The organism is Novosphingobium olei, assembly GCF_012927405.1.
Lineage (GTDB): Bacteria > Pseudomonadota > Alphaproteobacteria > Sphingomonadales > Sphingomonadaceae > Novosphingobium > Novosphingobium olei.
On sequence record NZ_JABBGM010000002.1, the window covers coordinates 391,989 to 411,599 of the forward strand.

General features: G+C 66.5%; 18 protein-coding genes. 9 read left to right on the forward strand and 9 right to left on the reverse strand.

What is annotated here, in order from left to right:
- The first annotated feature begins 29 nt into the window (after window positions 1-29).
- From HHL27_RS05975 to HHL27_RS06005, 7 genes are all read left to right on the forward strand, one after another.
- Window positions 30-2,108: a prolyl oligopeptidase family serine peptidase gene (locus tag HHL27_RS05975; protein WP_169492465.1), complete on the forward strand. Its 2,079-nt coding sequence runs from the start codon at window positions 30-32 to the stop codon at window positions 2,106-2,108.
- A 94-nt stretch (window positions 2,109-2,202) separates the two neighbouring features.
- On the forward strand, window positions 2,203-4,527 hold the full coding sequence (locus HHL27_RS05980; protein WP_338114833.1) for a prolyl oligopeptidase family serine peptidase: 2,325 nt from the start codon (window positions 2,203-2,205) through the stop codon (window positions 4,525-4,527).
- Between the two features lie 181 nt (window positions 4,528-4,708).
- On the forward strand, window positions 4,709-5,032 hold the full coding sequence (locus HHL27_RS05985) for a DUF1476 domain-containing protein (RefSeq protein WP_169492466.1): 324 nt from the start codon (window positions 4,709-4,711) through the stop codon (window positions 5,030-5,032).
- Window positions 5,032-5,265: a BolA family protein gene (locus HHL27_RS05990; RefSeq protein WP_169492467.1), complete on the forward strand. Its 234-nt coding sequence runs from the start codon at window positions 5,032-5,034 to the stop codon at window positions 5,263-5,265. The genes HHL27_RS05985 and HHL27_RS05990 overlap by 1 nt, the downstream gene beginning before the upstream one ends.
- 71 nt (window positions 5,266-5,336) lie before the next feature.
- On the forward strand, window positions 5,337-5,660 hold the full coding sequence (gene grxD, locus HHL27_RS05995) for a Grx4 family monothiol glutaredoxin (RefSeq protein WP_169492468.1): 324 nt from the start codon (window positions 5,337-5,339) through the stop codon (window positions 5,658-5,660).
- 362 nt (window positions 5,661-6,022) lie between these two features.
- Entirely contained in the window at window positions 6,023-6,817 is a 795-nt protein-coding gene (locus HHL27_RS06000) for an NUDIX domain-containing protein (RefSeq protein ID WP_338114834.1), read from the forward strand.
- 111 nt (window positions 6,818-6,928) lie between these two features.
- Complete coding sequence (locus HHL27_RS06005) at window positions 6,929-7,210, forward strand: hypothetical protein (protein ID WP_169492469.1); 282 nt, start codon at window positions 6,929-6,931, stop codon at window positions 7,208-7,210.
- Window positions 7,211-7,220: 10 nt separating this feature from the next.
- On the opposite strand, the gene HHL27_RS06010 is transcribed toward HHL27_RS06005, so the two are convergent.
- The 3 genes from HHL27_RS06010 to HHL27_RS06020 all read right to left on the reverse strand — a co-directional run bounded on the left by HHL27_RS06010 (window position 7,221) and on the right by HHL27_RS06020 (window position 8,457).
- Window positions 7,221-7,367 carry a hypothetical protein gene (locus HHL27_RS06010; RefSeq protein ID WP_169492470.1) on the reverse strand — a complete coding sequence of 49 codons (147 nt, stop codon included), beginning with the start codon at window positions 7,365-7,367 and terminating at the stop codon, window positions 7,221-7,223.
- A 196-nt stretch (window positions 7,368-7,563) separates the two neighbouring features.
- Window positions 7,564-8,028 (reverse strand): MarR family winged helix-turn-helix transcriptional regulator, encoded by a 465-nt coding sequence (locus HHL27_RS06015; protein WP_169492471.1) that lies wholly within the window; start codon window positions 8,026-8,028, stop codon window positions 7,564-7,566.
- A gap of 3 nt (window positions 8,029-8,031) precedes the next feature.
- Complete coding sequence (locus tag HHL27_RS06020) at window positions 8,032-8,457, reverse strand: organic hydroperoxide resistance protein (protein ID WP_169492472.1); 426 nt, start codon at window positions 8,455-8,457, stop codon at window positions 8,032-8,034.
- Between the two features lie 224 nt (window positions 8,458-8,681).
- Here HHL27_RS06020 and HHL27_RS06025 point away from each other — a divergent pair, with 224 nt between their 5' ends.
- Entirely contained in the window at window positions 8,682-9,176 is a 495-nt protein-coding gene (locus tag HHL27_RS06025) for a hypothetical protein (protein ID WP_169492473.1), read from the forward strand.
- Window positions 9,177-9,229: 53 nt separating this feature from the next.
- Window positions 9,230-11,494 carry a hypothetical protein gene (locus HHL27_RS06030; protein ID WP_169492474.1) on the forward strand — a complete coding sequence of 755 codons (2,265 nt, stop codon included), beginning with the start codon at window positions 9,230-9,232 and terminating at the stop codon, window positions 11,492-11,494.
- Here HHL27_RS06030 and HHL27_RS06035 read toward each other — a convergent pair.
- From HHL27_RS06035 to HHL27_RS06060, 6 genes are all read right to left on the reverse strand, one after another.
- Window positions 11,485-12,918 (reverse strand): efflux transporter outer membrane subunit, encoded by a 1,434-nt coding sequence (locus HHL27_RS06035; RefSeq protein ID WP_169492475.1) that lies wholly within the window; start codon window positions 12,916-12,918, stop codon window positions 11,485-11,487. The two genes, HHL27_RS06030 and HHL27_RS06035, sit on opposite strands and share 10 nt — an antisense overlap.
- A complete protein-coding gene (locus HHL27_RS06040; protein WP_169492476.1) occupies window positions 12,915-16,043 on the reverse strand; it encodes an efflux RND transporter permease subunit in 3,129 nt (1,042 codons plus the stop codon). Before HHL27_RS06040 ends, HHL27_RS06035 begins: the two co-directional genes overlap by 4 nt.
- Before the next feature lie 12 nt (window positions 16,044-16,055).
- The gene (locus HHL27_RS06045) at window positions 16,056-17,219 is read right to left on the reverse strand and encodes an efflux RND transporter periplasmic adaptor subunit (protein WP_240959413.1); all 1,164 of its coding nucleotides are present in this window, start codon (window positions 17,217-17,219) and stop codon (window positions 16,056-16,058) included.
- Between the two features lie 280 nt (window positions 17,220-17,499).
- A complete protein-coding gene (locus HHL27_RS06050; RefSeq protein WP_169492477.1) occupies window positions 17,500-18,198 on the reverse strand; it encodes a murein L,D-transpeptidase catalytic domain family protein in 699 nt (232 codons plus the stop codon).
- Window positions 18,199-18,423: 225 nt separating this feature from the next.
- Complete coding sequence (locus tag HHL27_RS06055; protein WP_169492478.1) at window positions 18,424-19,014, reverse strand: nitroreductase family protein; 591 nt, start codon at window positions 19,012-19,014, stop codon at window positions 18,424-18,426.
- An 80-nt stretch (window positions 19,015-19,094) separates the two neighbouring features.
- Complete coding sequence (locus tag HHL27_RS06060; protein ID WP_169492479.1) at window positions 19,095-19,520, reverse strand: DoxX family protein; 426 nt, start codon at window positions 19,518-19,520, stop codon at window positions 19,095-19,097.
- Window positions 19,521-19,611: the final 91 nt, after the last annotated feature.

Sequence of the window (19,611 nt, forward strand, 5' to 3'; positions counted from 1 at the left end):
CCGTCCTTGCCAACACGAGTTCCGCCCCGATGTCGTCCCAGCCCGCCCAGCCTGTCCTGCAGTCCTATCCCGCCAGCCCGCGCGGCGATGTCGTCGAAACGCAGTTCGGCGAGCAGGTGGCCGATCCCTGGCGCTGGCTCGAAGCCGACGTGCGCACCGATGCAAAGGTCCACGAATGGGTCGCGGCGCAGAGTGCCTTCACCGACGCCTATCTCAAGGCGTTGCCCGAACGCCCGGCCTTCGAAGCGCGGCTCAAGGGCCTGTTCAATTATGCCCGCTTCGGCGTGCCGCGTGAAGAAGGTGGGCGGCTGTTCTATGCCTACAATTCGGGGCTGATGAATCAGGCGCAACTGCTCGTGCGCGATGCAGCCTCGCCCAAGGGACGCGTGCTGCTCGATCCAAACGGCTGGGCCAAGGACGGCGCCACCGCGCTCGATGCGTGGGAACCGTCGCCCGACGGCAACCTGCTGGCCTACACCGTGCAGGACGGCGGCTCGGATTGGCGGACGATGAAGTTCGTCGCCGCCGCCGATGGCAAGCCGCTGGCCGACGAGCTGAAGTGGGTCAAGTTCAGTGGCGTTGCCTGGGTCGGCAATGATGGCGTGCTCTATTCGCGCTTCGCCGCGCCGAAGGATGGCGAAGCATTCCAGGCGCGGAATTACGACCAGCAGGTCTACTACCACCGCCTCGGCACCCCGCAGGATCAGGATCGGCTCGTCTATGCAACGCCGGACAAGCCTACCTGGGGCCACGGCGCGCAGGTCACCAGCGACGCGCGCTGGCTGGTCGTCACCAGCCACGAAGGCACCGACCCCACCACCGCCATCGGCATTGCGCCCATCGGCAAGGGGGATTGGCAGGTCCGCCCGCTTATCCCCGACCTGTCCGCGCAGTGGGACCTGATCGACGGCGTGGGCGATGTGCTGTGGTTCGTCACCAGCAAGGATGCCCCGCTCAAGAAGATCGTCCGGGTCGATCTGTCGGGCGCGGAGCCGGTCTTCACCACCATCGTCCCGCAGAGCGACGCCAACCTGGATGGCGCGGCGATCGTGGGTGACCGGCTGGTCGTGGCCTACCTGCGCGACGTGAAGGCCGATGTCCGCCTGTTCACGCTCGATGGAAAGCCCGCCGGAACGCTCGCGCTGCCGGGCGTGGGCTCGCTCGCGGGGCTGTCGGGCAAGCCGGGCCGGGCGGGGGGCTACTTCGGCTTCACCGGCTTCACCATGCCGTCGACCGTGTTCCGCTTCAGCGAGGACGATGGCAAGGCCAAGGTCTGGGAACAGGTCGCGCTCAAGTTCGCGCCGGGTGACTACGTCAGCGAACAGGTGTTCTACCCGTCGAAGGACGGCACCAAGATCCCGATGTTCGTGATCCGGCGCAAGGATGCCAAGGGTCCGGTGCCGACGATCCTCTATGGCTACGGCGGCTTCAATATCTCGCTGCCGCCGGCGTTCTCCTCCGCCCGGATGGCCTGGCTGGAAAGCGGCGGGGCCTATGCCATCGCCAACTTGCGCGGTGGCGGCGAATACGGCGATGCATGGCACGATGGCGGCCGCCGGGCCAACAAGCAGAACGTGCTCGACGATTGCATCGCCGCGGGCGAATGGCTGATCGCCAACGGCGTCGCGCCCAGGGGCGGGCTTGCGGTCGAAGGCGGATCGAACGGCGGCTTGTTGGTCGGCGCGGTAGTCAACCAGCGGCCCGACCTGTTCGCCGCGGCGCATCCGGCCGTGGGCGTGATGGACATGCTGCGCTTCGACCGCTTCACCGCCGGCCGGTACTGGGTGGACGATTACGGCCACCCCGATCGCGAGGCCGACTGGAAGGTGCTGCGCGCCTATTCGCCGTACCACAACATCGCGAACGGCAAGGACTATCCGGCGATCCTGGTGACCACCGCCGATACCGACGACCGCGTGGTGCCGGGGCACAGCTTCAAGTACGCCGCCGCGCTGCAGGCCGCGCAGATCGGGGACAAGCCGCACCTGATCCGCATCGAAACGCGCGCCGGGCACGGGTCGGGCAAGCCGGTCGACAAGATGATTGCCGAAAGCGCCGACGTCTATGCCTTCCTCGCCCACTGGACGGGGCTGACGCCACGGCCCTGAAGGCCGCGGCCTTTGCCCTGAAAGTCGGGCGCTTTCCGTCGTTTTGCCTCTCGCCTAGCGCCCGCCATGGGTGCTAGAGCGGGCGGGATAAAAGATGAAACGTGCGGAGAGGACAGCAAGGCGGATAAGCCGCGCCATCTGGCGCTGCGCAGGGCTCGTGCCCGCGCTGCTCCTTGCCTGCCTGCCCGCCGTCTCGCTGGCGCAGGCGGCGATGCCCGCGGCCGAGGATGCCGAAGGCGCGGCGCACGTTTCGGCAGAGCGGCACGCTACCGGCCTGACTACGGCCATCGCGCAGCCCACTGCGCCTGCAGCCGCACCGCAACTCGCCATGCCACGCATCGCCACGCCGGCCTACCCGCCGACCAGGCGCCTGCCGCTGGTCGAACGCGCGTTCGGGCAGGACGTGGCCGATCCCTACCGCTGGCTCGAACAGAGCCCGGCGAGCAGTCCCGAAGTGGCGCAGTGGGTTGCAGGCCAGAACGCCGCCAGCGCCGCCTATCTGGCGCAGTTGCCGGGGCGCGATGCGCTGGCCGCGCGCATCCGCAGCCTGTTCGACTACGAACGCATCAGCCTGCCGCGCCGCGCGGGCAAGTCCTACTTCTACTTGCGCAATCCGGGGCTCTCCAACCAGAGCGAGCTTTACGTCCGCGCCGGGCTGGATGGCGAAGAGCGGGTGCTGCTCGATCCCAACGGCTGGTCGAAGGACGGTACCGTCGCGCTCGATGCCTGGGTGCCGAGCCCGCAGGGGCGGACGCTGGCCTACACGGTGCAGGTGGCGGGCAGCGACTGGCGCACGATCCGGCTGATCGACGTGCGTTCGGGCAGGCTGCTTGATGAGACGCTGGCCTGGGCCAACGACACCACGATCGCATGGGTGGGTGAGGAAGGCTTCCTCTACTCCCGCTTTCCCGAGCCCGCGAAGGGTGCCGAGCATCTTGCCCCCGTCTATGGCAAGGCGGTGTGGTACCACCGCGTCGGCACGCCGCAGGCGGCGGACCTGCTGGTCTATGCGACGCCCGACCATCCCGAGCAGGGCCACAAGGCAGCGGTTTCGGCCGACGGGCGCTGGGCGGTCATCACCAGCGAGGTCGGCACGCTGCCGGTCCGCGCCATCCACCTGCTGGACCTGCGCAGCGGCAAGCCGGGACAATGGGCGCAGGCGAGCATCGCCGACGGGTTCGACAACGACTGGAAGTTCGTCGATGGCATCGGCGACCGGTTGTGGTTCGTCAGCAACATGGGCGCGCCGCGTTACCGCCTCCTTGAACTCGACCTGTCCGGCGCACCCGCCTGGAAGGTGGTGGTGCCCGAGCGCGAGCAGCAGCTTGCCGGCGCCAATGCGGTGGGCGACCGGTTCATCCTGTCCTACCTCAACGGCGGGTCGAGCGTGGCGGTGGTGACCGACTTGAAGGGCAAGCCCAGCCGCGCGATCACGCTCAACGACATCGGCTCCGCCTCTGGCTTTGGCGGACGTCCGGGGCAGGAGGAAACCTTCTACCAGTTCGCCAGCTTCAACCGCGCGCCGACGATCTATCGCATGGACCTGCGCACCGGCGAGACGACCCCGTTCGCCCAACCGCGGATGAGCTTCAACCCCGACGACTATCTGGTCGAGCAGCGCTTCTATCCGTCGAAGGACGGGACGAAAGTGCCGATGTACATCGTGCGCAAGCGATCGCTCGTCGGCCGTGCGGTGCCGACGCTGCTTTATGGCTATGGCGGGTTCGACATCGCGATGACGCCGACGTTTTCGCCGGTACGCATGGCCTGGCTGGAAGCCGGGGGCGCATTCGCGCTGGCCAATATCCGTGGTGGGGGAGAATTCGGCCGCGCGTGGCACGATGCCGGGCGGCTGGACAAGAAGCAGAACAGCTTCGACGACTTCATCGCCGCCGGGGAATACCTGATCGCGCAAGGGATTGCCGCCAAGGGCAGCCTGGCGGTGCAGGGCGGCTCCAACGGTGGGCTGCTGGTTGCCGCCGTGGTGAACCAGCGCCCGGACCTGTTCGCGGCGGCAAATCCCGATGTCGGCGTGCTGGACATGCTGCGCTTCGACCGCTTCACCGCGGGGCGGCTATGGACCGGCGACTATGGCCGGCCGGAGAACGAGGCCGACTGGCAGGTGCTGCGCCGCTATTCCCCCTATCACAACATCGCCGATGGCACGGACTATCCAGCGATCCTGGTGACGACCGGCGACAGCGACGATCGCGTGGTGCCGGCGCACAGTTTCAAGTATGCCGCCGCGCTGCAGGCGGCGAAGATCGGCGACAGGCCGCACCTGTTGCGCGTGGAAAGCAGGGCAGGGCACGGCGCGGGCAAGCCGCTCGACAAGACCATTGCCAGCGGCGCCGATACGCTGGCCTTCCTTGCCTACTGGACCGGGCTCAAGACCGGGGCAGCGGTCACGGCGCCGTGAACGGCCGTCCGGCGGCGGTGCCGGGCGCGGCTACGGCGGAAACACCCTTTTGTGGCGTGCGATTTGCGCGAGCGCAAAACCATGCGTCTACGCGCTTGCCGCCCGCGCGGCCTGCGACTATCCGCTAGGCAAGCCCCTGTAGAGCACTCTGCAAGACGACCCTGCAAAAGGATCCAGCACGATGACCATGTTCGACGATCGCGAACGCGCCGAGGAAGCCAAGTTCGCGCATGACGAGGAAATGCTGTTCCGCGTCCATGCCCGCCGCAACCGTCTGCTCGGCCAGTGGGCGGCGGAACGCATGGGGCTGGATGCCGCGGAGACCGAAGCCTATGCCAAGGCGGTGGTCCAGGCCGATTTCGAGGAAGCCGGCGACGAGGACGTGATCCGCAAGCTGCTGGGCGATCTGGTTTCGGCCGGTGTCGAGATCGACGAGAGCGAGATTCGCACGGCGATGGATGCCAAGGCCGTCGACGCGCGCCGCCAGCTGATGGGCGAAGTCTGATGCCGATGGCGGCGGCCGACATCGAGGCGATGATCAAGGCGTCGCTGCCCGATGCCGAAGTGACCATCACCGACCTTGCCGGGGACGGCGATCATTATGCGGCCCACGTCGTCAGTCCCGCGTTCAAGGGGCTTTCGCGCGTGGCGCAGCACAAGGCGGTCTATGCCGCACTCGGCGGGCGCATGGGCGGTGTGCTCCATGCCTTGCAACTGACCACCGGGGTCCCCACCTGATCAACCGATAAGGCGCGGCTGATGGTCCCTGCGAGGGGCGGTCGCGCGCAACCAGGATAACCAGAACCGCCATGGCCCAAGACCGCATTTCCCAGATCGTCAGCGACAACGACGTCGTGCTGTTCATGAAGGGCACGCCGCTGTTCCCGCAGTGCGGCTTTTCCAGCCGCGCCGTGGCCATTCTCGACCACCTCGGCGTGGAATACGCCAGCGTCGATGTGCTGCAGGATCAGGAAATCCGCCAGGGCATCAAGGCCTTTTCGGACTGGCCGACCATCCCGCAGCTTTACGTGAAGGGTGAATTCGTCGGCGGTTCGGACATCATGATGGAGATGTACGAGGCTGGCGAACTGCAGCAGCTGATGCAGGAACAGGGCGTCAAGGGCGCCGCCTGAGCCATCGCCGCGGGCATCGCCCGGCAGACTTGCACGAATGCGAACGCGGCTCCTGCACCAGGGGCCGCGTTTTTTCGTTGCGCGGTGCGTGCGGCGCTTGGGGAACGGGGATTTCGGGAGGTCCCGGGAGGGGCGGAGCCGGGAGACTGAAGACCGGCTCCGCCCCGATGAAGAAGACATCTTCGGGACGACACACTCTTTGCATGGTGCGTGCCAATCCGGCCGATGGATGAAAAACCGCCCATCACGATAGTTAATACCCGGCAACCATGGCAGCGGTTTGTAAGCCGTGCCGACAGGTGATGCCGAGGGGACCCGAAGATGCACTTGGCAAGGGCATGGGCCACCGGCATGGTATGGTCATGGATGAGATGGATGACCTGGGGGACAACGAAGCCCCGCCGACCGCAACGCCTGCTGCCACCGTCGTCGTGTTCCGTCGCGATCCCGCCGGGGGGCCGGCACAGATCCTGATGGTAGAACGATCGAGCGAGATGCGCTTTGCCGGGGGCGCGACGGTGTTTCCCGGCGGCAAGATCGATCCCGACGACCACGACCTGGCCCGCCGGTATGGCAGCCATCTCGATCCCGACGATGCCGCCGCGCGCGTAGCGGCGGTGCGCGAATCACTGGAGGAAACGGGCCTTGCCGTGGGCATTGCCGGAGAGGTGACCGCCGAAACGGCGGCGCAGGCGCGGCGGATCGCGATTTCGAGCGGGCGGCTGGCCGATGCGCTGGATGCGCTGGGCTGGACGCTCGATCTCGACCGGCTGGTACCTTGGGCCCGCTGGTGGCCGCGTCACCGCCACATCCGGGTGTTCGACACGCGCTTCTATCTAGCGGACCTTGGCACCGGGGCGGTCGACATCACGGTCGACGCGACCGAGAACCACCACCTGTTCTGGGCGAGCGCGCAGGAGGCGCTGCGGTTGGCCGACGAGGGCGCGATCAAGGTGATCTTCCCGACGCGGCGCAATCTGGAACGGCTGGCGGCCTATCCCGATTTCGAGGCGGCGCGCGCGCATGCGCTGGCAACGCCGGTTTCGATCATCACCCCGCGTGTGGAAGTGCGCGACGGGGTCAAGTGGCTGACGATCCCGGTCGAGGCCGGATACCCCTACGACGGCGAACCGCTGGAGCAGGCGAGCCGCGCATGAGATCGGCGTTGGCGAAGGGCTGTGATGCGTAAAATCCCTTAGGGATAACATCGCGCTTCACGTACCGGCTGGCAAGGATCGTAAGCGTACCTTCGCAAGTGGAGGTCCGTCATGCCGATGCCCAAACTTCGCCCCTCGCCCGAACGCTATCTCGATCCGGCTGGAGAGGCTGCCCGCGTTGCGCGGTTGGCGGGCGATGGCGACGTGCCGATCGTCTCGCCGGTCCATCGCCTGCAGCACGAACTTTCGATGTTCGAACGGGGCGAGGTGGCTGCGGCCGCGGCGGCGGACGGCGAATACCGCTATCCCGGCTGGTTCCGCGTCGCCTTTCCGGTCGGCGCGTCGGCCGTGTTGTGGAGCGCGATCATCTGGGGAATCCAGGCGCTACGCTGAGATTCCGCGCTCAGAAGACGAGCAGCGCAATCCCGATCCAGAGGATCTGGCTGAGTGCTAGGCCGATGAGCAGGCCCTTGGTCGCCTCGACCCCTTCTGGGTGAACCGGCGTGTGGGAGCCGGTCAGCGTGTAATGAATATTGAATGCCTTGGTCATCTCTCTGCGTCCCTTACCGTGACCGGGTCCGCAATGACGGCCCAGTTCACTTTTCATCGTCAGCCACGCCCTTGGTAGAACGTTTGCCGAAAACGGCATTACGCCATCCAGGACGGTCAAGCACGAAAATATCCGCCTTGTCGTAAATCTGCAACGTTACAGCGGCGGAATTGTGCCAGAAATGGGCGCTTTTGTGCTAAGTACCCGGTTGCAAACCACGAATTAGCTTCCAGACCGTCTCGTGAAGGTTCTGGGCTTCGGCCAGGGTGAGGCACGGCGCGGTTACCATGCGTTCGGGCACGCTGCGGGCTTGGACGCGCAGGGCATCGCCCTTGGGCGTGAGCGACACGATCACGCGGCGTTCGTCTTCGGCATCGCGCTGGCGGTTGACGAGGCCGGCGGCTTCCATCCGCTTGAGCAGCGGGGTGAGCGTGCCGGTGTCGAGGAACAGCTGCTGGCCGATTTCGCCCACCGCGCGCGGGGCACGTTCCCACAGCACCAGCAGGACCAGGTATTGCGGGTAGGTCAGGCCCAGCTCGTCGAGCAGGGGCCGATACGCGCGTGTCAGGATGTTCGACGCGGCGTAGAGCGGAAAGCACAGCTGGCGATCGAGACGCAGGACCTCGTCCGCCGGGTTTGCCGTGCTTTCCGTGTTGCTCATGCTTCAGGCCGTAGTGACGTTGAGGCCTACGTCAATATTGCCTTTCACCGCGTTCGAATAGGGGCAGGTCGCGTGGGCGGCGGCGACGAGCTCCTCGGCGCGATCCTGCGACAGGCCAGTGATGGCGACGTTGAGATCGACGCTGAGCGCAAATCCGCCGCTGGCATTGGGGCCGATCCCGACCACCGCATCGACGACGATGGCATCGTCGGGGATCTTTTCGCCCATGCCGCGCGCGACGTGGATCACCGCGTTTTCGAAGCAGGCGGCATAGCCCGCTGCAAAGAGCTGTTCGGGGTTGGTGGCACCGCCCTTGCCACCAAGCGCGGTGGGCAGGGCGAGGTTGACGTCGAGCAGGCCGTCGTCGGTGCTGACGCGGCCGCTGCGGCCGCCGACGGCCTTGGCACGGGCAGTGTAGAGAGTGGTCATCGCGGAAACTCCTTGTCGCTATGCGGCGTGAGCCGCTGAGCCTCTATATGGTGAACAATTGGATTGTGTGCAATATAAATCCGAGAAGGAGGCGCTACGCGTTGTCCACGCGCTGTCGTTAGCCGTCCTTTGACCATGCGGAAGCGGGTTTTCCCGACGGTTTAGCCCGGTGTTAACCATACCCCGAAAGGCTGTGGCGACCTCTCTGCGCGAAGCTGTGACCCATGAAGAGCCCGATCGCCCGACTCACGCCTGGCCTGATCGTCCGCCTTGCCCGCGGGCTGTCGCTGCTGACCCTGCTCACGCTGATGCTCGGCTATGCCGACGGGTGGCTGACACTGGAGACAGCGGCGCTGGGCGCCTTCGGGCTCGGCACGCTGCTGATGCTGGCCTTTCCGGACCAGCGCGCGTCCGAACTGCTCGGGGCGATCGCGATCTGGGCGACCACGGCGGAGTTCATGTCGGCGGTGCAGACCGGCGGCTTCGACCTGTGGCGCTGGGCGGTGACGGCGGCAACGCTGGCCGTGCTGATCATCCCGATCAAGGTGCAGTACTTGCGCGCACTGGCCCGTACCGCCCCAGACAGGACGATCGGGGAGCTGGACCGCCGCGCCTGGTCGGTCGGCGCGCTGCCCCATACCGACGCGGCCCTCGCGTCGATGCGGGAAAGCGGCGAGGTGGTCGCTGCACCCATCGAGCTGGTTAAATCGTCGGGATAAATATCTGATATAAAATCGTTTCCTTCGCGCTGAGAGCGAGGAAGACACGAGCCATGGCGAAGGCCGCGTTACGTTCGGTGCCCACTGCAGCCACGTTCGCGGCCGCTGCTGCGCTGCGCAGTCCAGCGGCATCGACCCTCCACGCCCGTCGCCAGGGCGGGCTCGACCTCGCCTTCGTCCGCCACGCGACCGAGCTGTGGCTGGTCCTGCGGCGCCAGGACCGCGGCGGCGTTGCCCTGCGGCTGCCGCTGTTCGCCGAACCTGATGAATGCACCGTCGAGGAAACCACGCGCGGGATCGAGATCGCCTGCAACAGCGTGGCCGGCACCGTGCGGATCGCGTTCGAAGGCGATGACTTTGATCTGGAACAGCTTCGCATAACCCTGCGCATCCGTCCGGCACAGGACATCGCGTTGCGCGACCTGCCGCGCGATCTGGTGCCGCTCGATGCGCAGGATGATCCCACGGGCGCTTCGGGCCGGATCGAGGCGGAGCAGCGGCGGCTGAACACGGGGCTGATCTATTTCGAATTCGACCGTCCCGCCTTCGGCAAGGTGCTCTATATCCAGAACCTGTCCGCCCTGAACGACTACTTCAACCTGACCGGCAGCAAGCCCGAAAATGCAGTGGGCGGCGAATGGCCCGATCTCGGCTATCGCCCGCCGGTTGACCACGAGACGGGCGCTGCGCTGCTTGTCGCGGGGCGCGAGATCACGCTCTACGATACGATCCTGGTCATCCGCCGCTATGCCGAAAACGACGAGGCCGATTCAGCGTGGCAGTTCCTCGACATGCTTGGCGCCGCTTATCGCTGGCTGGGCGCACCGGTGCCCGCCTGGCGCGACTGGGTCGATCGCTCGCAGCGCACGCTCGCCGATCTGGAAACCGCGCCCGAGGCGCGGATCGAGCATTACGGGCTGTCGTACTTCCACCCCTACACCGCCAGCGAATATCCCGACGTGATGGTCCAGCTGTCGCTGCTGTCCGCCTTGCGTGACTGGGAGGTGTGGAGCGACGAGCCGCAGCCGCTGTCGGCGCAGATCCTTGCCGGCATCGAGCGTTTCTATGACGCCGAGCTGGGCACGATCCGGCGCTACCTGCCCAATGTCGGCAACGACAAGGACGCGGATGCGGTGGATTCGTGGTATCTCTACCACCCGCTGCTCAACCTTTCGAACGTGGCACTTGCCGGCAATGAACAGGCGCGAGACCTTTTCCTGCCCAGCATCGATTATGGCATCCGCGCGGCGCAGCACTTCGCCTATCGTTGGCCGATCCTTTACAATGCGCGCGATTTCAGCGTCATCCGTGCCGTCGCGGAATCGGACCAGCGCGGCCAGACCGACGTTGGCGGGATCTATGCCTGGGTGATGCTGCAGGCGTTCGAGCTGACGCGCGAGAAGCGCTTCCTGGACGAGGCCGTGCTTGCGATCGAAGCCGCCAAGGGCATGCGCTTCGACCTGAACTACCAGGCCAACCTGACGGCGTGGGGTGCCACGGCCTGCATCCGCCTGTGGCGCATCACCGGCGACAAAAGCTACCTGACGCAAAGCTATGTCTATCTGGCGAGCTTCTTCCACAATGCGCAACTGTGGGAAAGCGAGATCGCGCTTGCGCGGCATTATACCAATTTCCTGGGTGTCACCTGCCTGCAAGATGCGCCGTACATGGCCGCCTACGAATGCTTCGACAGCTTTTCGGCATTCGAGCGCTATCTCGACCTGGGCGGGCCGGACCTGATCACGTCGGTGCGGCTGCTTGTGGGCGAATACTGCCGCCATGCCCTCAGCCGGGCGTGGTTCTATTACCCCGACGCCCTGCCGGCCCACGCGATCAGCGACGACCCGCGCAACGGGTACATCCAGCGCGGCCTTAACTTCCCGTTTGAAGACCTTTACCCCGACGGTCAGCAGGCAGGGCAGGTGGGGCAGGAAATCTATGGCGCGGGCGCGGCGCTGGTCTACGCGACGCGTGCCTTCCACCGCATCGAAGGCGCGCCGTTCGTGCTGTTCTGCGACCATTTCGTGCGCGCATGGAAGCGTTTCGACGAAACCACGGTGAGCTTCCGGCTCGACGGACAGGACGGCTGCACGGCGCGGATTTTCCTGCGCTTCGAAGGCGATGCGCCTGATTCCTCGCGTGTCGGGTTACGCGGCTTCGATGGCCGCGACATCGCGTTTCGCGCCGACGGCGCGCTGCTGTGCGCCGAGGTTTCCGCTGCCGGCAGCTTCCTGCTGAAGTACCCCGACACCCGCAGCGCGCACGGCGGGGGCGCGACGCAGGTTAAGGGCAGCGGCTTGTCAGCGCGTCAGGGCTGAAGCCCGCCGCCCAGCGTGCGATAGAGCGTGACCATGTTGGTCGCCTTGGCAAGGCGCGCCGTGACCAGCGCTTGCCGGGCGGTATAGGCGGTGCGCTGTGCGTCGAGCGGTTCGAGATAGTTGGCGATGCCGTTGGCAAAGCGCGATTGCGAGATGCTGGCCGCGCGCGTGGCGTTGAGCGCAAGCGATTCCTGCGCGGCAACCTTGGCGTCGATCGTGCCGCGCCGGGCGAGGGCATCGGCCACTTCCCTGAACGCCGTCTGGATCGTGCCTTCGTACGTTGCAACCGCGGCATCGCGTGCGGCCTTGTTCGCGGCGAGCGTGCCGCTGTTCTTGCCGAAATCGAACAGCGTCTGGCTCGCCGTGCCGCTGGCGCTCCAGCGGAAGCTGTCGCTGCTGAACAGCGAAGACAGGCTCTGGCTGGCAAGGCCGAGCAGGCCGGTCAGCGAGATCGAGGGGAAAAACGCGGCCCGCGCCACGCCGATGTTGGCATTGGCCGCCTTGAGCAGGTGTTCGGCCTGCAGCACGTCGGGACGGCGCAGCAGCACACTTGAATCGAGCCCGACGGGCAGGCTCGAGAGCACCTGGTCGCCATTGCCGAGCGTCGTGGGCAGCAGGTCGGCGTTCACAGGCGCCCCCGCCAGCAGATCGAGCGCATTCTTTGCCTGGGCAAGATCGGTTTCGTAATCGGCGACTGCAGCGCGCGCGGTATCGACCTGGGTCTGCGCCTGCGCGGTATCGAGCCCGGTGCCGATGCCGATCTGTTCGCGGCGGGTGTTGACGCGCAGCGACTGTTCCTGGCTCGCCAGCGTTTCGCGCGCGACGGCCAGCGCGTCGGCGGTGGCGCCATAGGTCAGCCAGGCGGTCGCGACTTCGCCGACGAGCGCGATCTGCGCCGATTTGCGGCCTTCGTCGCTGGCAAGATAGGTTTCGAACGCGGCCTTGGACAGGTTGCGCGCCTTGCCGAACAGGTCGAGTTCGAAGGCGGAAATGCTGGCGGAGGCGCTGTAGCTTTCGTTGGTACCGGCGCCGAAGTTGTTGCCCGTGCCGGCCCCGCTTGCCGCCTGGCTCGAGGCGTTGTGCGTGGCGCTCGCCGTCGCCGTCGCGCCGATGGTCGGGAACTGCCCGGCGCGCTGCACGCGGTACTGCGCGCGGGTCTTTTCGACATTGGCGATCGTGGCGCGCAAGTCGCGGTTGTTGGTCAGCGCAAGCGCGATGGTGTCGCGCAGGCGCTGGTCGGTGAAGAACGTCTGCCAGCCCATCTTGTCGATGGCGCCGTCGCCCGGGGTCAGCGCCGGGAACGCGGTGCCCTGCGGCAGGGCGGGTGGGACCGGCGCCGCCGGTTGGATGTACTTGGGCGCGAGGTTGCATCCGGCGAGCGAGAGCGCCGACACGGTCGCGATCAGGGTGCGCATCGTGGTCATGCCGTGGCCTCCTCGTGGGTTTCGCCGGCGGGCTTGGCCTTGCGGGAGAAGATGCTCTTCACCACCACGAAGAACAGCGGCACGAAGAAGATCGCCAGCACCGTGGCCGAGAGCATGCCGCCCATCACCGCCGTGCCGATTGCCTGGCGTCCGTTGGCGCCCGCGCCGCTGGCGATCACCAGCGGCACGACGCCGGCGATGAAGGCGACGCTGGTCATCACGATCGGACGGAACCGCAGTTCCGCCGCTTCCATCGCCGCTTCGAGCGGAGACAGGCCACGGGCAAGACCGGCTTCGGCGAACTCCACGATCAGGATCGCGTTCTTGGCCGAAAGGCCGATGGTGGTGAGCAGCGCGACCTGGAAGTAGATGTCGTTGTCGATGCCCCGCAAAGTGACCGCGAGCACCGCGCCGATCACGCCGAGCGGGATGACCAGCAGAACCGACACCGGCACCGACCAGCTTTCGTAGAGCGCGGCAAGGCACAGGAAGATGAAGAAGATCGAGGCGGCATAGAGCAGGCCGGACTGCGAGCTGGCCGCGCGTTCCTGATAGGACAGGCCGCTCCACGCAACGGTGTAGCCGCTGCCAAGTTCGCCCGCCTTCTGCTCCATCAGCTTCATCGCGTCGCCCGAGCTGGTGCCCGGGGCGCCCGCGCCCTGCATCTGCTGCGCGGCGATGCCGTTGAAGCGCTTGAGGATCGGCGGACCGCTGCCCCAGCTGGCGGTGGCGAAGGCGGAGAAGGGCGCCATCGTGCCATCGTCGCTGCGCACGAACCACTGGCCGAGGTCGGACGGGTTGGAGCGATAGGGCGCATCGCCCTGGACATAGACGCGCTTGACGCGGCCACGGTCCACGAAGTCGTTGACGTAAGTGCCGCCCCAGGCAGTCGCCAGAGTCGAATTCACGTTGGCGGGCGAGATGCGATAGGCGGTTGCCGCGTCGTCGTTGAGATCGACCTTGAGCTGGGGCGTGTCCTCAAGCCCGTTGAAGCGCACCTGCGCCAGCTTGGGATCGGAATTGGCGGCCTCGATCAACTTCTTGCGTGCTGCGGTCAGCGCGGGCACGCCGTTGCCGGCTGCGTCCTGCAACCACATCTCGAACCCGCTCGAACTGCCAAGGCCGCGGATGGCGGGCGGCGACAGAACGAGGATCTGCGCCTCGCGATCGCCCATGAAGTGCTTGCTGATGCGCTGCGCGATCGCGCTGGCGCTCTGCTTGGAGCTGCCACGTTCGTCCCAGTCCTTCAGCATGACGAAGCCCATGGCGATGTTCTGGCCGCTGCCCTGGTTGCCGCGACCGGCGGCCGTGAACACGTGGACGACGTCTTCCTTCTCGCTTTCGCGGATATAGCGGTTGACGCGTTCGGCCACGCTCTGGGTCTGCTCCATCGTCGAGCCAGGCGGCAGCGTGATGGCGAGCATCAGGTTGCCCTGGTCTTCGTCGGGCAGGAAGCTGGTCGGCAGGCGGACGTAGAGGAACGCCATGACGGCCGAGAGCCCGAGGAACACCAGCATCCACGGACGCGGGCGATCGACGAAGCGGCCAAGGCGGCTGTGATAGCCGCCCTGCAGCCGGTCATAGCGCTTGTTGAAGCCATCGAAGAAGCGGCCGCGCGGCTTTTCCTCCTGCCGCAGCAGCGTGGCGCACAGCGCCGGGGTAAGCGAAAGCGCGACCAGCACCGAAAGCGCCATCGCCGAAACGATGGTGACCGAGAACTGGCGGTAGATCGCGCCGGTCGAACCGCCGAAGAAGGCCATCGGCACGAACACGGCGGACAGCACCAGCGTGATGCCGATCAGCGCCGAGGTGATTTCGTCCATCGACTTCACCGTCGCTTCCAGCGGCGGCAGGTGCTCCTCGTGCATCACGCGTTCGACGTTTTCGACCACGACGATCGCATCGTCGACCAGCAGGCCGATCGCGAGCACCAGGCCAAACATCGTCAAGGTGTTGATGGTGTAGCCGAACAGGGCAAGGATGCCGAACGTGCCGAGCAGCACGACCGGCACCGCGATCGCCGGGATGAGCGTGGCGCGCCAGTTCTGCAGGAACACGAACATCACCACCACGACCAGCGCGATGGCTTCAAACAGCGTCTTGACCACTTCCTCGATCGAGATCTTCACGAACAGGCTGCTGTCGCGCGGATAGGACACCGCGTAGCCGGCGGGCAGGTCGCGCGAGAGTTCGGCCACCTTTTCCTTGACCAGCTTGGCCGTCTTCATCGCGTTCGCGCCAGATGCAAGGCTGACGGCAAGGCCGGTCGACGGATAACCGTCGAACAGGTTGTAGCTGCCGTAGCTTTCCTGGCCGAGTTCGACGCGGGCGACGTCCTTCAGGCGAACGGGCACGCCGTTGCTGTCGGACTTGACGATCACGTTCTCGAATTCAGGCACGGTCTGCAGGCGCGAACGCGCGGTGACCGTGGCGTTCAGCCGCTGGCCTTCGGGCGCTGGCTGCGCGCCGACTTCACCGGCGGAAACCTGCGTATTCTGCGCCTGGAGCGCGGTGATCACGTCCGACGGCATCAGGCTGACGGCGGCAAGCTTGGCCGGATCGAGCCAGATCCGCATCGCATATTGCCCGCCGTAGATGTCGGCGCTGCCAACGCCTTCGACGCGCGAGAGCGGGTCCTGGAAGTGCGTGGCGAGATAGTCGGCGATGTCGGCGTTGGTGCTCTTGTTGCTGCTGTCGTAGAGGCCCACGACCATCAGCGCATCGCTCTGCGACTTGTTGACGTTCACGCCCTGCTGCTGGACGGCCTGGGGCAGGCGGCTCAGCGCGCGGCTGGTGGCGTTCTGGACCTGGACCTGCGCGGTATCGGGATCGGTGCCCTTTTCGAACGTGGCGGTGATCGAGGCCGAGCCCTGGTTGCTGCTCGACGTGAAGTAGAGCAGGCCGTCGATGCCCTTCAGCTGCTGTTCGAGCACCTGCGTGACGCTGTTCTCGATCGTCTGGGCGTCGGCGCCCGGATAAGTCGCGTTGATCGAGATCGTCGGCGGGGCGATATCGGGGTACTGCTCGACACCCATCTGGGTGATCGCGAGCGCGCCCGCCGCCATGATGACGATGGCAACCACCCAGGCAAAGATCGGGCGGTTGGCGAAAAAGCGGGAGAGCATCGCCTGGGTGTCCTACTTGCTCGCCGCGGAGTTGGCGGGCGATCCGGCGATCACCGCCTTGACCTTGGCCCCGGGCTTGGCCTTGAGCAGGCCATCGACCACGACCTTGTCCCCGGGCTTGAGGCCCTTGGTCACCAGCCACTTGTCGCCGATGGCGGTATCGGCGGTGATGTCGCGGGATTCGATCTTGCCCTCGGCATTGACCAGCAGCACCGATGCATCGCCGCGCGGCGTGCGGGTCACCGCCTGCTGCGGGATCAGGATGCCATCGGGCACCGTCGCCTGGGCAAGGCGCGCCTTCACGAACAGGCCGGGCAGCAGCAACCCTTGCGGATTGGGCACGGTGGCGCGCAGGGTGACAGTGCCGGTATCGGTGCCGACATCGACGTCGGCGAAGTTCAGCCGGCCTTCGACCGGGTACTCCGTCCCGTCGGCCAGCACGATGCGCACCGGCACCGACCCCACGGGCTTCAGCGAACCCTTCTGAAGAGAGCGCCGCAAGGCCAGGAAATCGTTGCTCGATTGCTGGATGTTGACGAACAGCGGATCGAGTTGCTGGACCTTGGCCAGCGCATCGGCCTGGCTTGCCGTGACCAGCGCGCCCTTGGTCACGGTGGACCGGCCGATCTGTCCGGTGATGGGCGAGGTCACGCGGGTGAAGCCGAGGTTGACCTGCTGCGTCTGCAACGCGGCGCGGTTGGCGGCGACTTGCGCCTTGCTCTGGTTGTATGTGGCCGCCGCGTCCGCCGCGTCCTGCTTGCTGACGCCGCCTTCCTGCGCGAGCAGGCGGTAGCGTTCGGCCTTGAGCCGGTTGGCTTCGACCGTGGCTTCGGCATTGGCCAGCGTGGCGCGCGCCTGGTTGGCCGACGCGGCATAGAGCCTGCTGTCGATCTGGTAGAGCGGCTGGCCCGCGCGCACCCGGCTGCCTTCGGCGAACAGGCGTTCGAGCACGATACCCGAAACCTGCGGCCGCACTTCGGCCACCAGCGACGCTTCGGTCCGGCCCGAAAGCTCCGTCTCCAGCGGCACGGCCTGCGTCTTGGCGATGACCACACCGACGACCGGCGTGGGCATCTGCTTGTCATCGGCCTTGGCGCCGCACGCGGAGAGCGAGGCGACCATGGCAATCAGAGGGAGTGCAGGAGCGAAGGCGAGCAAGCGGGACGGCTGGCGCAAGGCAGATACTCTTCAGGCTATGTCCAGCGAGATCGCGTCCCGTCGGAACGATGGCGCCGCCATTTGCGGCGCGTCGGCGACGAAAACGATTTCGACGGATCCGGTTCCCGAGGCGGTGTCGCCAGCATCATTTTGCACCATGGTGCAGTGCGGCATCGCCTTGAGTCGACGCCGGTCCGTTAACACAGATCGGGCGCTTGGCATCGCCCTTTATCCCGATATTGCGGGCCTACGACAGAATGTTACATGTCGCGGGAAATGCTTGCGTCACGCCGCTTTTTCAGCGCGAAGCGTAAAGCAGGCGTCCGGGCCCCAGCGCTTCGAGCACATTCGCGATTTCGCGCTGGGAAACGGCAAAGCAGCCCTGGCTGCGGCCAATGCGGCCCTGCGACGCGGCAAGGCCCGGATCGACATAGCTTGCCGCGTGGATCACGATCCCGCGCTCGTCGGCAAGGTTGTTTTCGGGATCGAGGCCGAACAGGCGGCGCGAGCGGCCGTGCTTGCCGTAGTAGGTCGGGCCGGTCAGGAACGCCCCGCTGCACGATGCTTCCGAACCTGGGCGGTTCGAAAGCCGTTCGACCCAGCCGCTGTTGGCCGGGTCCGATCCCTTGCCGTGCGAGACGAGATGGGTGGACAGCACGCGCCCGCCCGCGATGTCGACAAGGTGGAAGCGCGGCTCGCGCGAGGGGACCGAGAAATCGACGATGCCGATCACATCGCGCTCGGCCACGCGGCCGTGATGCTGCTGCAATGCGGCCAGCGCCTGCGGCAGCAGCTTGGGCGCGCCCGGGATGTCGAGCCCGGCCGGCGCGCCAAGCGCGCTTTCCCTGCCCGTCGCCCAGGGCGTTGTCGGTGGCACGACCAGGCCGTTGCCGCCCGGCACTTGCGGCGCGATAGCTTCGGCTGCGGAACGCGGAAAAAGCATGGTGGTGGCCGTAGCCGCCATGGCGCCAAGAAACTGGCGCCGACCCAACGTCATGATGCGAGACCCCGATCTGTTGTGTCCGATCTTGTGGACTGACTTAGGGGGCCAATGGTTGATGCAAAGTATGAAAGGACACTCCTGCGGCAGGACGTGCTCCTCATGCCATCGGACGTTGTCCCGAAGCGGGAACGATTTGTCCTGTCGCGCGTGTGCAACCGCCTGCCGCAGGGACAGCGGGACGGCCGCAAGGAATGCGACCGTCCCGCGATTCGCGCGAAATCAGGCCGGCAGGTCGCTGAATTTCCCGCGGGCGGCGATCTCGCCAAGCGGCTTGCGCGCTGACGGCGCTTCGCGTTCGCGATAGCCATCGGGCAGCTTGTCTGGCGCATCGCGCCGACCGATCGCGACCGCTGCCTCGATGCGGACGTCTTCGGGAATGCCCAGCTCTTCGCGCACCCGGGGAAACTCGATCCCGACCATCGCGTGGGCGTGATAGCCCATGTGCGTTGCCTGCAATGCCATCAGTGCCCAGGCCGCGCCGGCATCGAAGCTTGCGCTGCGGTTGGTCTTGGCGCCGTCGGGGCGCGGGAACGTGCTTTCCGAAAGCACGAACACCAACGCGCCCGCGTCCTTGGCCCAGACCGAATTGCCCGGCACCAGCAGCGACACGAAATGCTCCCAGTTGGCATCGCCGCGCACCGCATAGAGGAAGCGCCAGGGCTGGTGATTGTATGCCGAAGGGGCAAGGCCCGCCGCTTCAAGGATCACGTGAAGGTCCGCTTCCGGCACGGGCGCGGCATCGAACGAGCGAGGAGACCAGCGGTCGGCGATCAGCGGCAGGACGAGCGGGTGGGCGCTGCGGGCAGTCATGGCAAAATCCTTGCGCAAGAGGCGTGAAGCGGAAAAGCCGGGGAGGCGCTCGGCCACCCCGGTCGGGGCAAAGGGTGGTGTCAGTTGCGGTGGAACGCAATCCGCCCGCCGCCGAAAGCGGCCACTTGCAGCAGGCCGCCAGCCATCGACACGTTCTTGAAGAAGTGGATGAACTGGTTCTGGTCGCCAAGCTGTCCGTGGAAGGCAAGGGCGGTGACGATCGAGAACCCGGCCAGCGCCAGCGCGACGAGGCGCACGCGATAGCCCGCGATCAGCGCGAGGCCGCCGACCAGTTCGACCAGCACGGCCAGCGCCAGCGCCAGCTGCGGGAAGGGCAGGCCAGCGTGCTCGATATAGCCGATCGTGGCGGCCGGCGCGGTCAGCTTGGAAAGGCCGCTCAGCACGAAGATCGCGGCGATCAGTACGCGCCCGGTGAAGGCGAGCGCGTTCTGGGTGGCGGGGGTCGATGCAGAAACTTGGCTGGAGGTGAGGTCGGCGGTGGTCATGGGTCGGGATCCTTTGGCGCGTGATGCAGGCGGGCGGGGCAGTCCGTCCGGCGAGTGCGGAGCTACGCCACGCAGCAACTTCCCGAAATCC

Coding starts and splice junctions, on each gene's coding strand:
- HHL27_RS05975 (WP_169492465.1), top strand. CDS start 30: ATGTCGTCCCAGCCCGCCCAGCCTGTCCTGCAGTCCTATCCCGCCAGC.
- HHL27_RS05980 (WP_338114833.1), top strand. CDS start 2,203: ATGAAACGTGCGGAGAGGACAGCAAGGCGGATAAGCCGCGCCATCTGG.
- HHL27_RS05985 (WP_169492466.1), top strand. CDS start 4,709: ATGACCATGTTCGACGATCGCGAACGCGCCGAGGAAGCCAAGTTCGCG.
- HHL27_RS05990 (WP_169492467.1), top strand. CDS start 5,032: ATGCCGATGGCGGCGGCCGACATCGAGGCGATGATCAAGGCGTCGCTG.
- grxD (WP_169492468.1), top strand. CDS start 5,337: ATGGCCCAAGACCGCATTTCCCAGATCGTCAGCGACAACGACGTCGTG.
- HHL27_RS06000 (WP_338114834.1), top strand. CDS start 6,023: ATGGATGAGATGGATGACCTGGGGGACAACGAAGCCCCGCCGACCGCA.
- HHL27_RS06005 (WP_169492469.1), top strand. CDS start 6,929: ATGCCGATGCCCAAACTTCGCCCCTCGCCCGAACGCTATCTCGATCCG.
- HHL27_RS06010 (WP_169492470.1), bottom strand. CDS start 7,367: ATGACCAAGGCATTCAATATTCATTACACGCTGACCGGCTCCCACACG.
- HHL27_RS06015 (WP_169492471.1), bottom strand. CDS start 8,028: ATGAGCAACACGGAAAGCACGGCAAACCCGGCGGACGAGGTCCTGCGT.
- HHL27_RS06020 (WP_169492472.1), bottom strand. CDS start 8,457: ATGACCACTCTCTACACTGCCCGTGCCAAGGCCGTCGGCGGCCGCAGC.
- HHL27_RS06025 (WP_169492473.1), top strand. CDS start 8,682: ATGAAGAGCCCGATCGCCCGACTCACGCCTGGCCTGATCGTCCGCCTT.
- HHL27_RS06030 (WP_169492474.1), top strand. CDS start 9,230: ATGGCGAAGGCCGCGTTACGTTCGGTGCCCACTGCAGCCACGTTCGCG.
- HHL27_RS06035 (WP_169492475.1), bottom strand. CDS start 12,918: ATGACCACGATGCGCACCCTGATCGCGACCGTGTCGGCGCTCTCGCTC.
- HHL27_RS06040 (WP_169492476.1), bottom strand. CDS start 16,043: ATGCTCTCCCGCTTTTTCGCCAACCGCCCGATCTTTGCCTGGGTGGTT.
- HHL27_RS06050 (WP_169492477.1), bottom strand. CDS start 18,198: ATGACGTTGGGTCGGCGCCAGTTTCTTGGCGCCATGGCGGCTACGGCC.
- HHL27_RS06055 (WP_169492478.1), bottom strand. CDS start 19,014: ATGACTGCCCGCAGCGCCCACCCGCTCGTCCTGCCGCTGATCGCCGAC.
- HHL27_RS06060 (WP_169492479.1), bottom strand. CDS start 19,520: ATGACCACCGCCGACCTCACCTCCAGCCAAGTTTCTGCATCGACCCCC.